The sequence below is a fragment of the Sphingomonas aerophila genome (genome assembly GCF_014199305.1).
Lineage (GTDB): Bacteria > Pseudomonadota > Alphaproteobacteria > Sphingomonadales > Sphingomonadaceae > Sphingomonas > Sphingomonas aerophila.
The window spans coordinates 56,928-71,589 of record NZ_JACIJK010000014.1 but is presented as its reverse complement, the minus strand read 5'-3'; the positions used below and the strand labels follow the sequence as shown (position 1 = coordinate 71,589).

Here is a 14,662-nt window from a genome sequence, read left to right as displayed (position 1 = left end):
ACTCGCTACGACCGCTGCCCAACCGTCTTCTTCTCTGCCGTCGCGCTCGCGGCCACCGTCATCTTCTGGCTATAACCAATGAGTCCTGACCCTAGTATATAGCGGTCAAGATGCGGAACGTGCGCCCGTCATGAGCGCGCCCTCCTACGAAGTCTTACGCCTAGACGCGGTCCCAGCACTCCGGCCGCAGCCGGGTGCACGAGCCGTCGTTCAACCACAGCCGCCCGCGTCGGGACTGCGTTGGCGGAACTCTCAGCCCATTCGCGTCGCCCAACACCTTCTACTTAATTGAAGTTCACCGACCAGCCAGCGGTGTGCAGCAGCGCGATCATAAAGCGATAGCGGCAGCGCTCCCGTTGCTTGGCCGCGGCGATGATGTCCTTCGTCAGTGTGCTTCGTCACCCGCCCAGCACGACACCTTGCGCTATGTCGACCGCTGCTGGCCGAGCCTCCGGCCCACGCGCTGTTCGGACAAGCCCAGCATTTAGGCCTTGTCTTTGCAGCGCCGGCGCCGCGCGGAGCTCAAAACTTTTTGGCTCGGCAACGTCCTGCAGAATAGGCTTCTCCAACGTAAGATCTGAGATCGCGCGCCGGCGCCACAGATTCCAGATCCTATATTAGACGCGCCTGATCCGCCTTCAGACCGCCATATTCCTTACGGCACCGGAGGTGGGCCTGCTCGACCACCGCGATCCGCCGTAGGGCCCCCGTGGTCGTCCCGCCCTGGCCCAACGATCTTCACCTTGCGCCACGAGCTTGCGCTTTTCGCAGGCCTGCGTCGTTCCTCCCCAGTTCCAGACTGTCATAGGGCTCAAACCCAATCAGCGGGTTGAGATGGACGGGCTTTCCTGATTCTCTGCGGCGTGGATCACGGGAGGTGTGGCATGGCGCTGTTCTGGTTGTCGGACGATGCGCGGGCGGCGATCGAGCCGCACTTGCCCAAGACCCAGCCTGGAGCGCGGCGTGTGGACGACCGGCGGGTTATCTAGGGCATCCTGCATGTGCTCAAGGTTGGTTGCCGCTGGTGCGACTGCCCGACCGAGTACGGGCCGTCCACGACGGTGTACAATCGGTTCAACCGCTGGTCGCACCGTGGCTTCTGGCTCAAGCTGCTGGACGCGCTGGTCGATGCTGGCGCGGTGACGAGGAGCACCGCCATCGACAGCACCTACGTAAAGGCGCAACGCGAAAGCGTTTGGCGCAAAAGGGGGCGCTCGGCGCAAGCCATTGGGCGCTCGCGTGGTGGCTGGACGACCAAGGTCCACGCGCTCACCGACGTCATCGGCCGCCCCCTATGCGCTGATACTCACAGCCGGCAATGTCAGCGACATCAAAGCTGCTCCCGCACTGCTCCAGCGGGCCGGGCGCATTCGCTACCTGCTTGCCGATAAGGGCTATGACGCTGACCAGCTGCGGCGCTCTTTGCGAAACACTGGCGCCGTTCCGGTCATCCCTGGCCGACGTAACCGCAAGCGGATCATCCGCTACGACAAGAACCGCTACCGCGGCCGCCACCTCATCGAGAACGCTTTCTGTCGCCTCAAGGACTTCCGTCGGGTCGCCACCCGCTATGACAAGCTCGCGGCCAACTTTCTCTCAGGCGTGGCCCTCGCAACAGCTCTCGCCTTCTGGCTCTAAATGAGTCTGAGCCCTAGTCGATCAGTCACTCAGAAGTGGGCAGCTCATCGTTACCGTCGAACCGGGCTCTGAATGGCGCCCGCAAGCGGTCATGCGTCCGAGGTCTTCGGAGGGAAGCAGCCTTTATGTGTGCTCCTGGCGTGAGCGGCTGGCGGCTCGCGGGTTTAGACCAAACCTGGCAGCGATATCGCGCCGCTTTGCGACGTAATTCGCAGGAACCATAGGGTAATTAGAAGGCAGCCTATACCGAAGTCGGTATGCTTCGGGCGTGAGCCCGTGATGCATGAGATGACGACGCAATAGCTTGTACGGCTTGCCATCAATCATTGAGATAATGTGGTCGGGATCGGCCAGGGACTCCTCTAGGCTTACAGCTGATATGTAATCATGATTTGGCCAAGCGTCCTCCAGCGTAGTTCCAGTGTCAAGGTCGGTCACAACGTCGTACATCGCTCGAAGAAAATCCGAGGCGCTCTTGACGTTTGCGTCGATGCTCCCGTTCGACAGCCAGGCGACGGTCAGCGCTGTCGCGAGCTCCTTATCGTTAGCCAAAGCTTTTCAATCCTCAGTTCAGATGGCGATGCAGGTATTAAGCTGGTCCGCTCGAGCCGGTCAGCACACGGCGGAGAAACCTGCAATCTCCGATGCATTGTCGCGGACCCGTCCACCTCCGCGCAGTGTGTTGTCCCAAGCAAGATTGGCCGGCTGGCGGTGGTCTAAAATCATCAGCGCGGCACGCCTTCCGGTTTCATGGCGATTTTGGTCGCTCGAGAGGAAGCAGCGCGGCCGATCTGTATACTCGCTTTAATTACGATGAGGACATCGAAGCAGGGGTTGATACGGAATTACGACATCCTGTCGCTTGACCTGCGCTTGTCCCACCTCAGTGCAGTTGGTCGCGCGAAAGCAACTGCGATGCTCATGCAACTAGTCGCTAACGTTGCGTTTCTCGGACGAATTTGGCCATCAATTCCAGACGGGTGCCCGCCCATCCCGAGGGAGAGCCTCTCGAATGCCTCTTCGGTCTGGCAATTAGTTGGCAACCAACCCATTTCTTGCACTCTTTGCAGCGAGCTCAGGCCGGCGCTGGGCCCGAAGCGGAGACTACGTGCACCGTCCCTTACAGGGATCGGACCCCTCGAACAATCGGCTGGCGTGGCAGCGATTCAGCATCCACCGCCCGTTGCCTCGCGATAAAAAACGAAGCGTAATGGGAGCCGAGCAGGTCACGACGATGTTGCACCCGACAGGTCGATCGAAAGACTGGCGGCTACTGCAGCGCAGGCTCGTGCCCCTGTTTGATAGAGCTGAACCAGCTCACTTTCGCCTTAAGGTCAGAAAAGACGGCGAACGGGACGCTGATCCGCAGGGTCTAAATTCGACGCTTAGGCCTTGCGCCGCTTGCATGTGCGAGCGCGGTCGTAACAGGCCTAGATTCTCAACCGATCGAGATGTTCGTTTTTCTAAGCCTTCCGATGGAGGAAGAACAAGCTGTGGATCGTTCGGCTCGGGTTATCAAGGGAAGATATGAAAGACGGCAACGACTTGGGCTGGAAAGCCTTCACGATCCGGCTAATCGAGGTGTTACGCTGGCCAGCAGCTTGGGCCATCATCGTCTACCTCTTACGTGAGCCGCTAGCATCGCTGATTCATCGGCTGATCGGCGGGCCGTCGGGCTAAGTCGCCGGTTTGAGAAGTATGTTGATTGTGACAGCATATGAGAGGCTTGAGCGAGTTTCTCCACTAGGTTTAGCTCGCACCAAATTGTCACCGGCGGTCCAGCTCTATATCTTAGCTTGCCAGCTTGTAATCGGCGGTAAGCTCGATCTTGTTGCGAGGTGCGACTTGGGCCGAAGACGTTGCCCAATTTCAAGCGTCGAGGGCGGCAATCGAGACGAGCAGTACCTCAATGATCGTCGTGTTTGTCCTTCATTGGTCGACTAGGGCGCTAGCTGCGTCGCCGATTTTGCTTAGGTCAGCGACAGCGTTGCTGCACTCCGCCCGAGGCGTCCTTTCGACAAGTGCAACCGTGCCTGCCATGGTCGTGATCGGGAGACAGGGGGAATCTGGAGCAGACCACCAATTCGACCATGCACGGGTGCCCGTCGTTGCTTGACGCGCGAGAACCATCTCTTGTGGCAGCTTCTGCCCGAGCGTGTGCGCGCCCAATGAATAAGCTAGCGGCGCCTTTGTCTCGCGTTCGTCGGACCTGATCGGTTCCTTACCAAAGGCCGGACCTCCAGTCGCAAGCATGATCGTAATAGCCTTGCCGATAGACATGCCACCGAGAACGTTCGCGCGCGGCGATTGTACCCTGCATGCGTCAGGCTAGCCTCGTCTTCGAAGCGCAGTGCGATTTGCCTTCGGTCTCGCGTTTCGTATCGATCTGATGCTGTTCACCGGCAACTCTGTGGAAGGGACTGCTTCCAAAGCGGTTCTTCGGTCTGAGTAATCCAGTGGGGCGGGCCGACGGCGCGTCCGATCCACATACGAGTATGCGAGTCAAAAGGAGGAGGTCAATTAAGACTTTCTTCTTAGGTCAGCTTATCTGGGAGGGGGCGGAGAGCAGGCGCTCGCCCTGGCAACGTTGAATGTTTGGTGACCCTATCTTTATCTCCTTTCTCGCCGGTCGGATCGGGGCCGAAGGCAGGCGAGTGGAAAGGAATGCTAAGCTGGCCTCTCAAGTGCTCCGCAAACCCAATTAAATTCAGGGCAACTCTGAAATTACAGTTATGCCAAACGCCAGAGCTGATCTTCGATGATGAGATCGCCCTAAGAAATCTAGATATTGCATTGCGGCGTTCAACTGCCCGATCCAGGGCTGGAGCGCTAGAGTCTCTAGACGCTGTATTGCAGTCGGGCAGGTGTGCCGGACCTTGCCCTTTGATGTCAGTTCGACGTGGGTCACGGTCTCGCGGCAATGAAAATAGTGCAAAGCGCTAACGCTTGCCCTAAGCTGGACTCTTTATCGATGGCCGATGCTGCGTTGTCGAGAGTTCCGGACAGTAGAGTATTCTATGCCCACGGCCTGTTTGCGTTGGGCGCGGTGTTGAATGGTTCGCCGCTTCAGATCAGGCGGCCCAGGCTTCCACGTCTCGCTCCTGACCAACAAGAGCCAGTCCATGCGCGATGGAGGTAAGTTCACCGCCGGTGGCGATGCGGTCCTCACCGAACCGCCGGTCGAAGATGGCGCGAATGGCCGGGATCAGCGAGGAGCCGCCCGTCAGGAAGACCCGGTCGATACGGGAGGGTTCAACTGCGGCTTTGACAATCGCGGCATCAAGCGCAGCCTCGATCCGCACGAGATCATGTCGGATCCACGCCTCGAAATCCGCGCGGTCGACCTCCGCCGTGATCTCCACCCCACCGCTTTCGAAGTGGAATTGGGCCTGACGCTCGCTGGACAGCGCGCGCTTGAGGCGGCCCACCGCGTCGTAAAGTGGGAAGCCTTGTTCATGCTCGATCAGCGCGATCATGCGCCCGATCGCCTGCGCGTCGAGGGCGTCCTTCTGCAGCCGACGAAGCTCTTCCAGCGTACGGCGATTGCGCATGAGCGCGAGTCTGGACCAGTCCGAGAACTCGGCGAACCAGCCGCCCGGAATGTCGAGTATCTTGCCCATCGAGCGGTACTGACCACCCTTTCCGAGCATGGGCAGGACCAGTTGCTCGACGATGTGACGGTCGAAGCGGTCGCCCGCGATACCCACGCCGGAGGCGGCGAGGGGCGCACATCGGCGGGACGCGCCAGGCTCTCCCACCTGTACGATCGAGAAGTCGGTCGTGCCACCGCCAAAGTCGGCCACCAGCACAGTAGCGGGCTCGGTCAGGCGAGAGGCGTAGCTGAACGCGGCGCCGAGCGGTTCATAGACATAGAAGAGTTCGACCCCGAACTCCCGCAGCATCAGGTCATAGCGCCGCCGGGCCAGATCGGGATCAGGCCGTGCGCCGGCGTATTCGACCGGCCGTCCAACGATAACCCGCCGCGGCCTCGCGTCGAGCCGCCCGCCCGCATGCTGGACCAACCGCTGGAGGAACAAGCGCCCGAAATCTTCGAAGCGAAATGGCTTGCCGAACACCAGCGCCCGCTCGAACGTGGTGCTGGCCGCAACGGTCTTGAACGATTGAACGAAGCGGCTGTCGAGCGGGGACTGGAGGTACTCGGCAATGGCATGCGGCCCAGCCTCGCAGGCGATGCCGTTCCACGCACTTTCCTCTTCCCAGAAGCACAGCGCAGAGCGGAACACCGCGCCCGGTTCCTCGGGACCGTCGAACTCGACGAGCTCTGAAGTGCCATCGCTTTGGGCGAGTGAAACGACGGTGTTGGTGGTGCCGAAATCGAGCCCGAGCGCGCCCGCGGCCAAGTCGCCTTGCACGATGTGTTCCTGTGGATGGAGTGACCCGCCGGGCGGGGCCGGGCGCTATGACATCGGCCGGTTGCGTTGACAACGGGCCGGTCTGCCCGCTTCAAGAAGGCGTGATCGGGGGCAAGACGCCCCCGTCTTCAAGGCCAAGTCGTTCGGCAATCCAGCGGAGTGCCGCCGCGATAGTGTCGAAGGTCCGAGGCGACCCGGCGCAGGGACCAAAGCCGGCTTCCAGATACCAACGCCCATTGTCTGGCCCGTAATAGTCCGCCTCCAGATGCACGAACACGGCGACGAGGGCGCCGTCGTTTAGGACAAGCAACCCATCTGCACTGCTTACGCCGACAGCAACCTTGATCCGGCTGACCGCGATCGTGTCCATTGGTGCAATCTATACCCTTCCGTGGTCACGAAAGCTGATCGGAATTAAACTTTAGCGGCTGACCTGTTGCCTGGCATCGGAACGCAGACGGTTGGAATTGAGCTTGCTGGCGGCCAACAGGCGCTTTGTGTCAAAGCAGGTGAGCCGTTCTCCCTGAACCTGATCAACTCCTCAGCCCGAAGCCGTTGGGCCCCGGCTTGTGGTCACGGTGCTCAGGGCAGTTGCATCGCAAAGATCGGCCTTGCCTCAATGGCGGATCGGAATCGTCGCATTTAACGAGACCGACCGCCCTGATGGCGGCCGACGAGATCGGCCTCACTACCTTCCACGTCGATCGCGTTCTGGAGCGTGTGAAGACCGACAGGCTGATCGAGAAGTGCGGACGCGATCTCCCGGCCAGGCGGACGACTCAGATGTTGTACGTCAGCGAATTTGGCCCGCGCCTCCGACGACGTGCGGAGACGGCAAATGAATGATCGCTACATTTTACCTAAATGTCACGCAGGTAAATTTCTTCAGCAGCAGCCTTGACCGTCAGAAAGTTGCAGAGCAGCCTGTTGCACCGCAGCGAGAAACGGGGGTTATGATTGTGCGTCCAGGTTCTTCAAAGGGTTGCTCAAGCCTTTGGCTGAGTGGTGCGGGTGCGGTTTACGCCTTGGCGGCGCTGCTGCCGAGCTCGGTGGCAGCGCAGGCGGGCACGGCACAGACGCAGCCGGATGGTCCGGACGCAAATCCCTCGAGCACAGTTGAACCCCTTACTGCCGGCGCGACTTCACCAGCAGCAGTGCCCGGCGGCTCGATCAGCCAGGCGAACCCGCCGGTTCAGGATGGGGGGACGGGCGAGGGGGACGTGGTGGTCACCGGTTCCCGCATCGTTCGCGATGGTGCCCGCGCGCCGACGCCAACAACGGTTCTGTCGCGGGACGAGATCCAGCAGCGCAATCCCAGCAACATCGCCGACTATGTACAGCAGCTTCCCTCGCTGGGGGTAGGCAACTCGACCCGTACGACCACCTTGTTTGCCAATGCCACGGGCGGCGCGAACCAGCTCAGCGCTCGCGACCTGGGCGTCACGCGCACGCTGACGCTGCTTGACGGGCGGCGGGTCGTGGGATCGGGGCTGTCCCCGGCCGTGGACGTCAACCTGTTGCCCCAAAATCTGGTAAGCCGGGTCGACGTGGTGACTGGGGGCGCATCGGCGGCCTACGGTTCGGACGCGGTTGCAGGCGTGGTCAATTTCATCCTGGATACCGGGTTCACCGGCATGCGGGCGAACTTCAACTATAGCGACACGGACCAGGGTGGCGGCCGGGTCGTGACGGGCGATGTCGCGGCAGGGCGCAAGATCGGCGAGCGCGGGCATCTGCTGCTCAGCGGGCTGTACTACAAGGGCGACAAGATCGATTTCTACCAGGACCCGCGCAATTGGTTCGAGCCGGGCCTGCGCTTGCTCAACAATCCAGATTGGACGGCCACCAACGGTCAGCCAGGCCAGATCGTGCGCTTCGATGCGGGCTATAACAGCACGCCCGGCGGTGTGATCGCGACCGGCCCGCTGCGTGGGACCAACTTCCTGCCGGGCGGGCAGATCGGCCAATTTGTCTTTGGCCCCATTCAGCAGGGCCAGGTTCAGGCAGGCGGCACGGTGGAGTCGCTGCCGATCCGCGGCGCCTTGCTGCCGGAAGACGAGCATTGGAGCGTGTACGGCCGGTTCGCTTATGAGCTTTCAGACGACGTGAACGCGATCTTCGAAGGGAGCTATGCCGGCAACGACACGGTGAACTGGTCGGCGGTGTACAACCGGCAGGGCACGACCGCGATCACGGTCAATCGGACCAACCCCTTCATCCCCGTGGCGATCCAGCAAGCGATGGACGCGAACCGGATCACGTCCTTTCAGCTGAATCGCCTCTTCTATGACGTGGTGAACAGCCCCGACCAGCATATCGGTGAGGCTGGCTATAACCGCCGGCAGGACCGGGTGCTTGCCGCGCTGGAGGGCAAGTTCTCGGGCAAGGGCCGCTGGCGCGCTTACTACCAGCGCGGGCACAGCGACGTCTGGTACACGCGCGACAACAACATCATCCTGAGCCGCTTCGCATTGGCGCTCGATGCGATCGCCAACCCGGCCGCGGGCGGTGTCGCCGGTGTTGCTCCGGGAACGCCTATCTGCCGGTCCCGCCTGACTGCGCCTAACAATGGCTGCGTGCCGTTGAACCTGTTCGGCGAGGGGTCGCTCGGCACGGCTGCGGTCGCCTATGTCACGGGCGTAAACGAGGGCCTGCGCACGCGGCAGGATCTCGACATCGTTCAGGACATCTTCTCCTTCGACGCGCAATATGAGCCGTTCTCGTTGTGGGCGGGGCCGGTGTCCGTCGCGGCCGGCTTTGAAGGGCGTAAGGAAAGCTTCAAGGCGACGGCCGACGCCCTGTCGGTCGCCTCGGCCTGGAACGTCGGCAACTTCAAGCCTGGCGGCAACGGCTATGCAGTGCGCGAGGGCTTTGTCGAAACGCTCGTGCCGCTGCTCCGTGACTCGGTGGTGGCGCGATCGCTGGAGTTCAACGGCGCGGTCAGGCTCACCGACTATTCGACCAGCGGCACGGTCACGACGTGGAAAGCAGGGGGCACTTGGGACGTGAACGGTCAGTTCCGCGCCCGCCTGACCCGGTCTCGTGACATCCGGGCGCCCAACCTCAACGACCTGTTCGCGCCCAGCAGCCAGTTCGTGAACGCGTATCTCGACCGTACCCAGCCCGGCAGCCCCCAGGTGCCGAACATCACGCTGAACGGCGGCAACCCCAATCTGACGCCGGAAATCGCGGATACCTGGACCGTGGGAGGGGTCTTCACCCCAAGCTTCTTGCCCGGGTTCAGCCTGTCGGTCGACGCGTATAAGATCGACATCAAGGATGCGATTGTGGCGCTGGGTGCACAGCAGGTCATCGACATCTGCTATGGCTTTAATCGGCCGCAGAACTCGGCCGCCTGCGACAGCATCATTCAAGCGCCGGGGGCGACGAACCTGGTCAACGCGACCATCCTGACCAGCGGCGTCAATGCGCAGAACGTGTCGGTCGCCGGTATCGATTACGAAGCGAGCTACCGCACCAGGCTGGATCGGCTCTACTCGGCCCTGCCGGGCGCGATCGACGTGCGCCTGCTTGTATCGCAGCGGACGAAGGACGAAACCAACCTTCCCGGCGATGTGCAGCCGCCGACGCTGGGTACCTTCGCCAGCCTGAAATGGCGCGGGCTGCTGACGGCAAGCTATGCCGTAGGACCAAGCCGCACCACCATCACGACGCGGTACCTGGGCCCGGGCCGCATCACCAATCAGCCGGTCACCGCGCGCCTTGGCATTCCGGACGAATACAACAAGCTGCCGGACGTCTTCTATGTCGAGCTGGCGCAGAACGTGGATGTCACCATCGGCGGCGCGAAGTTTACCGTGTTCGGCGTGGTCGAAAACCTGTTCGATCAAGATCCGCCGCTGATCCCTTCCAGTGGTACCTCGTTCGGCAGCAGCGCTCCCTATGACCTGATCGGCCGGTCCTTCCGGGCGGGCTTCCGCCTGCGGATCTAGGGTTGCTGTCCCCCGTCACCTTGTCCCATTTTTCAGGAGGCCATCTTGCGCCGCCAGACGTACCATTCCGACCTGCCCAGCATCGCGCCGCAGCCGCGATCGCATCTGACGTTACTGGCTGCCGCCGTCCTGATGCTGCCCAGCGCCGCCAGTGCGCAAGCAGGTCCCGACCCGGCCCGGCTAAAGGCCAATGTCGAAAAGCTGGTCAGCTTTGGCACCAGGCACACGCTTTCGGACCCGAACAATCCGAAGCGCGGGATCGGCGCGGCGCGACGCTGGTTCGGCGACGAGATGAAGCGGACCGGCCGGTCGTGCGGTAATTGCCTTCAGGTGACCACCATCGAGCGCGTTTTCACGAACGAACGGGTGCCAAAGGGCGGCAACGTCGTGGACGTGCTGGCCATCCAGCCTGGCAGCGAGCCCAACCGCGTGGTGATCATCCAGGGTCACATCGACAGCCGCGTCACCGATGTGATGAATACGACGAGCGACGCCCCCGGGGCCAATGACGACGCGTCGGGCGTGTCGGTTGTGCTGGAAGCGGCGCGGCTGCTGGCGGGCAAGAAGTTCAAGGCGACCATCGTCTACGCCGCCTTGTCGGGCGAGGAGCAGGGCCTGCTTGGCGCGCAACTGCTGGCGGACACGGTCAAGCAGCGTGGCTGGACAATATCGGCCGTGCTCAACAACGACATTGTCGGCAACACGATGGGGCAGAACGGACAACGCGTGGCGGATCGCGTCCGCGTGTTTTCCGAGGGCATACGCGCGATCGAGGACCAGCCGGGACAGCTCAACCGCCGTGCGATCGGCGGCGAGGATGATGGCCCCAGCCGTGCGCTTGCCAAGGCAGTCGACAAGGTTGCGGGCGCCATTCCAGGCGGCATCGACGTGATGGTCGTCCGCCGCCCCGATCGCTTCGGAAGGGGTGGCGATCATGAGCCGTTTCTGAAGCTTGGCTATCCAGCGGTGCGCTTTTCGGTGGGGATCGAGAACTATACGCAGCAGCACCAGGACCTGCGGACGGACGGCGGCATCGAATATGGCGACACCGTCGACAAGATGGATTTCCCCTATCTCGCCAAGGTCGCTGCAATCAACGTGGCGACGCTTTCCCGTCTGGCGGCTGCGCCAGCTGCACCCGCTACGGTGTCGCTCAACGGCGCGCTGAGTGCGGACACGACCGGTTCATGGGCCGCTGTCCCCGGTGCGTCGGGTTATCGGGTCCGTTGGCGGCGCAACGACAAGCAGGACTGGACGGATCAGCGTGACCTGCCCGCCGCGGCGACGGAGGTGTTGCTGAAGGACGTTATCGTGGACGACAACTTCATTGGCGTGTCTGCCCTGTCTGCCGACGGCGCGGAGAGCCTGGTCACCTTTGGCGAGCGGGCTCCGCGGCGTCGTTGAGGCGAGCACGGGCGTACATTGAGCCCGCCCTTGCGTGGGCGGGCTCTCGTTCTCCCGTTTGTCAGAACTGGAAATTGACCGCGAGCGCGTAGGTCCGTCCGAAATAGGCAGTGTACAGCGGATCCTGACGCTTGGTGTCGACCGTGAGCCGGTTCGTTTCATTGGTGATGTTCGACACTTCGGCAATCAGCTTGGCGTGCTCGTTCAGGTTGTAGGACGCGGACGCATCGACGAAGATCGAGCTCGCATTCGCGGTGGAGTCCGCATCGACGGAGCCGCTGGGGACGGCGGTCAGGAATCCTGATCGATAGTTGATGGTGGAGCGGATGCTGAACTTCTTGTCCTCGTAGTAAAGCGTGCCGCTGGCCGTTTCGGGCGAAAGACCCACCAGCGGTGCCGTGCGGGACAGCGATGACGAGATGACGTAGTTGATGTTTGACCGAACCCGCGTGAAGTTGGCGAGAGCTCCGAAGTTACGCAGCGCGCCTGGCAGGAAGCGGAAGGGAAGCTGCACGTTCAGCTCGAAACCGCGAAGTGGCCCGCCCGGCGTGTTGTTGCTCCGCTGTACGGTGAAAAGGTCCGTCGGGCGTAGCTGCGTGCCGGACAGCAGCGACAGGGGCAGGCCGATATCCTGGAAGGCGACCTGCTGGCTGGTCGTTTGTATGTAGGTTTCGATGTTCTTGTAGAAATAAGCGACCGACAGGAGCGAGCCCGGTGCAAAATACCATTCGAGCGACGCATCAAAGGTATTCGCGCGGATCGGGTCGAGGAACGGGTTGCTGAACGACGCCGTCTGGATGACGAGGTTGGCGGAGCCCGCCGGGATCAACTGCCCATAGGAAGGGCGCGACATGACGCGGGCTGCCGCGACGCGCCCGATCAACTCGGGCGTAATGTCCACCGCGACGTTCAGTGCAGGCAGCCAGTCATCATAGCTGCGGTTGACCTTGGAGATCTCAAAGCGCGACGAGTAGAGCGACCCGGCCGGGCTCGCCACGGTGATCGGGCCATAAGTGTCGAGGTTGGTGTGCACATAGCGCACGCCGGCGTCGCCGCGGATGCCGATCGGCAGTACGTCTTCCGTGTTGAACTTGAACATCAAGTACCCGGATTTGTACTTCTCATACACGCCGCCATAGGTGCCGCGCGCGCATTCCAGGCTGCAATAAGCATAGTCGTCGAGGCCGACTGCCTCGCGGAACTTGTTCGGATCGATTGAAACAAAGTCCTGTAGCTGCCCGTCGAGGTTGCTCTTCACACCCCTCGTCACAAAGGCGAAGTCAGCGATCGACACGCCGGCCGGCAGTGCCAGGGGCGTAGTGGTGCCAAGCTGCCGCTCACGCGCGGTGTACCGGTTTGTTCGGTACTGGCCGCCGACCTGGATGTTGAACCCGGGGGCTGCCTCCCAATCACCGTTCAGTTCAAAGGTCTTGCTGGTGATGCGGTTGCGACGAATGAAGTTCGAAAGCTGACCGCGCTGGTCGCCGTTGGGCAGCGGGGGACCGTACTGGAACAGGGCAGCGTTGGTCGTATCGATACCGTAGCCGATTTTCGGGATGTCGGGATTGTCACGGAAGTCGATGGAGAAATCGCGGGTGTCGTTGGAGTCGATCGCCACCTGAAGGCGGTTTACGTCGAGCAGAGATTGATTGATGCCGGCGAGACCGAACACCCGGAAGCTGTCCGAGAAACGATGGTCTACGTTAAAGTTCGCCTGCTTGAAGGTGGAGGTGAACCGCTCGTCCTGCATTTCGGAGCGCAGGTCGACACCGTCGAACAGGCCGTGGACCAGTGAGCCATTGTCATCGACCTCGATCTCGCGAACCGAGGTAAGCGGCTGGCCGTTGTTCGAGATGGCGCGGCCGAACGATCGGGCGTCGAAGTAAGTGTCGAGCCGGTTCACCTTGAAACGGGAATACAGGCCGTCCAGCGAGATGTCGGTCTGGTCGGTCGGCTTCCATTGCAGGGTCAGGGTGCCCGCAAGACGATCCTGCTCCTGGCTGCTCTTCACCGGCCGCGGAAGGCGGGGCAGGTAGACGCCGCCACCGGGACGCCCGTTCACGCCGGTTCGACTCATGATGTAGTTATAGGCATCAACGGTACCCGTGCGCGGGTTGCCGGTGCTGCAATTGGCGGCGTCGGAACCGATCGAGACGCCGTTCGGCTGGGTATAGCCGGGCACGGGGCTGGTCGCAGGTGAGCCATTGAAGGTGTAGCCGATCGGGGTGCAGAACGGGAAGATCACGCCCGCGTTCGCCGTCCCGGCGGGCTGTGCCTGGCCGTACACCGTGGTTGGCACGACATCGACCGCCGAATAGGCATATTCCTCGATGTGGCGCTTCGAATAGGCAATGCTGCCGAGGATGCCGAACGTGTCACCGAACTTCTTGGACACGAGCGCGGACAGGCGCGGATCGACCTTTTTGCGGATGTCGTTGTAGATCCCGCGTGCGGTCCCGGTGAGGACAAAGTCACTGCCCTTCTGATCGAAGGGCTTGGGCGCGCGCAGGTCGACCGTGGCGCCCAGGGAGCCCTCTTCCACGTCGGCGGAGAGGGTCTTGCGCACGGCCAGGGATGAGAAGATCTCGGTCGGGAAGGTCACGAAGTCGAACGAGCGCCCGGTGGCGACGCCGCCCCGGATGTCGCTGCCGCTGACCTGCGACACGCCTTCCATGCCGTTGATTCGGACTCGCGTGAACTGGGAGCCGAGACCGCGGACCGAGATGTTGCGCCCCTCGCCGCCATCACCGCGCGACAGGGCGACGCCCGGGATGCGCTGCATGGATTCGGCGAGGTTTGAGTCAGGGAACTTGCCGATGTCCTCCGCGACGATGCTGTCGATCGCAGCGGTTTCGTTGCGCTTGGCGTTCAGCGCACTGTTCAGCGAGGCCCGGAACCCGGTGACGACCACGTCTGGCTGCTGTGACTCCTCGGTACGTTCTTGCGGTACTTGCGCAGGTGCGCCCGTCTGATCGGTTTGGCCCGCCTGGGGCGCGCCGACCTGGCTGGTCACGTCCGATGGGTTGGTGGTTGTGCCGGTTTGCGCCTGCGCCCCAGTGATTCCCACCAAGAGCGCTGCCGCCAGGCTGGTCGATACGAGCAGACGATGTCGATTGCCGCGGTAAAGCTTCACGCGCCCTCTCCCTGTTGTGCCCGACCTCCTTTGCTGGAAGCCTGTGGCGCTAGACGTGCCGGCTGTCGGCATCTGTCCGGGAGTCGAGTAACATCGGAAAAGGTGTAAGACAATAGACCGTAATTGGTCGGGCATCATCTCCTGCCAGCAACAGGCATGGT

8 protein-coding genes and 2 pseudogenes are annotated in these 14,662 nt (G+C 62.1%); 5 read left to right on the top strand and 5 right to left on the bottom strand.

Annotation, left to right across the window (positions count from 1 at the left end):
* Positions 1 to 157: 157 nt before the first annotated feature.
* A pseudogene (locus tag FHS94_RS19500) lies at positions 158 to 732 on the bottom strand (IS3 family transposase); the annotation flags it as partial.
* A gap of 152 nt (positions 733 to 884) precedes the next feature.
* On the opposite strand from FHS94_RS19500, the pseudogene FHS94_RS17625 reads away from it, so the two are divergent.
* Positions 885 to 1,638, top strand: a pseudogene (locus tag FHS94_RS17625) (IS5 family transposase).
* A gap of 123 nt (positions 1,639 to 1,761) precedes the next feature.
* Here FHS94_RS17625 and FHS94_RS19970 read toward each other — a convergent pair.
* Positions 1,762 to 2,190, bottom strand: a complete 429-nt coding sequence (locus FHS94_RS19970) for a MucR family transcriptional regulator (protein WP_184060339.1) — start codon at positions 2,188 to 2,190, stop codon at positions 1,762 to 1,764.
* Positions 2,191 to 3,165: 975 nt separating this feature from the next.
* On the opposite strand from FHS94_RS19970, the gene FHS94_RS17615 reads away from it, so the two are divergent.
* Entirely contained in the window at positions 3,166 to 3,318 is a 153-nt protein-coding gene (locus FHS94_RS17615) for a hypothetical protein (protein WP_184060337.1), read from the top strand.
* Positions 3,319 to 4,709: 1,391 nt separating this feature from the next.
* Here the strand turns inward: FHS94_RS17615 and FHS94_RS17610 are convergent.
* The gene (locus tag FHS94_RS17610) at positions 4,710 to 6,011 is read right to left on the bottom strand and encodes an Hsp70 family protein (RefSeq protein WP_343055348.1); all 1,302 of its coding nucleotides are present in this window, start codon (positions 6,009 to 6,011) and stop codon (positions 4,710 to 4,712) included.
* A gap of 91 nt (positions 6,012 to 6,102) precedes the next feature.
* Complete coding sequence (locus tag FHS94_RS17605) at positions 6,103 to 6,381, bottom strand: hypothetical protein (protein ID WP_184060334.1); 279 nt, start codon at positions 6,379 to 6,381, stop codon at positions 6,103 to 6,105.
* Between the two features lie 293 nt (positions 6,382 to 6,674).
* Here FHS94_RS17605 and FHS94_RS17600 point away from each other — a divergent pair, with 293 nt between their 5' ends.
* The 3 genes from FHS94_RS17600 to FHS94_RS17590 all read left to right on the top strand — a co-directional run bounded on the left by FHS94_RS17600 (position 6,675) and on the right by FHS94_RS17590 (position 11,368).
* A complete protein-coding gene (locus FHS94_RS17600; protein WP_184060332.1) occupies positions 6,675 to 6,857 on the top strand; it encodes a hypothetical protein in 183 nt (60 codons plus the stop codon).
* A 308-nt stretch (positions 6,858 to 7,165) separates the two neighbouring features.
* On the top strand, positions 7,166 to 9,964 hold the full coding sequence (locus tag FHS94_RS17595; protein ID WP_221234861.1) for a TonB-dependent receptor domain-containing protein: 2,799 nt from the start codon (positions 7,166 to 7,168) through the stop codon (positions 9,962 to 9,964).
* 132 nt (positions 9,965 to 10,096) lie between these two features.
* Entirely contained in the window at positions 10,097 to 11,368 is a 1,272-nt protein-coding gene (locus FHS94_RS17590) for a M20/M25/M40 family metallo-hydrolase (RefSeq protein WP_184060352.1), read from the top strand.
* A 61-nt stretch (positions 11,369 to 11,429) separates the two neighbouring features.
* Here FHS94_RS17590 and FHS94_RS17585 read toward each other — a convergent pair whose 3' ends face one another.
* The gene (locus FHS94_RS17585; protein ID WP_184060328.1) at positions 11,430 to 14,501 is read right to left on the bottom strand and encodes a TonB-dependent receptor; all 3,072 of its coding nucleotides are present in this window, start codon (positions 14,499 to 14,501) and stop codon (positions 11,430 to 11,432) included.
* Positions 14,502 to 14,662: the final 161 nt, after the last annotated feature.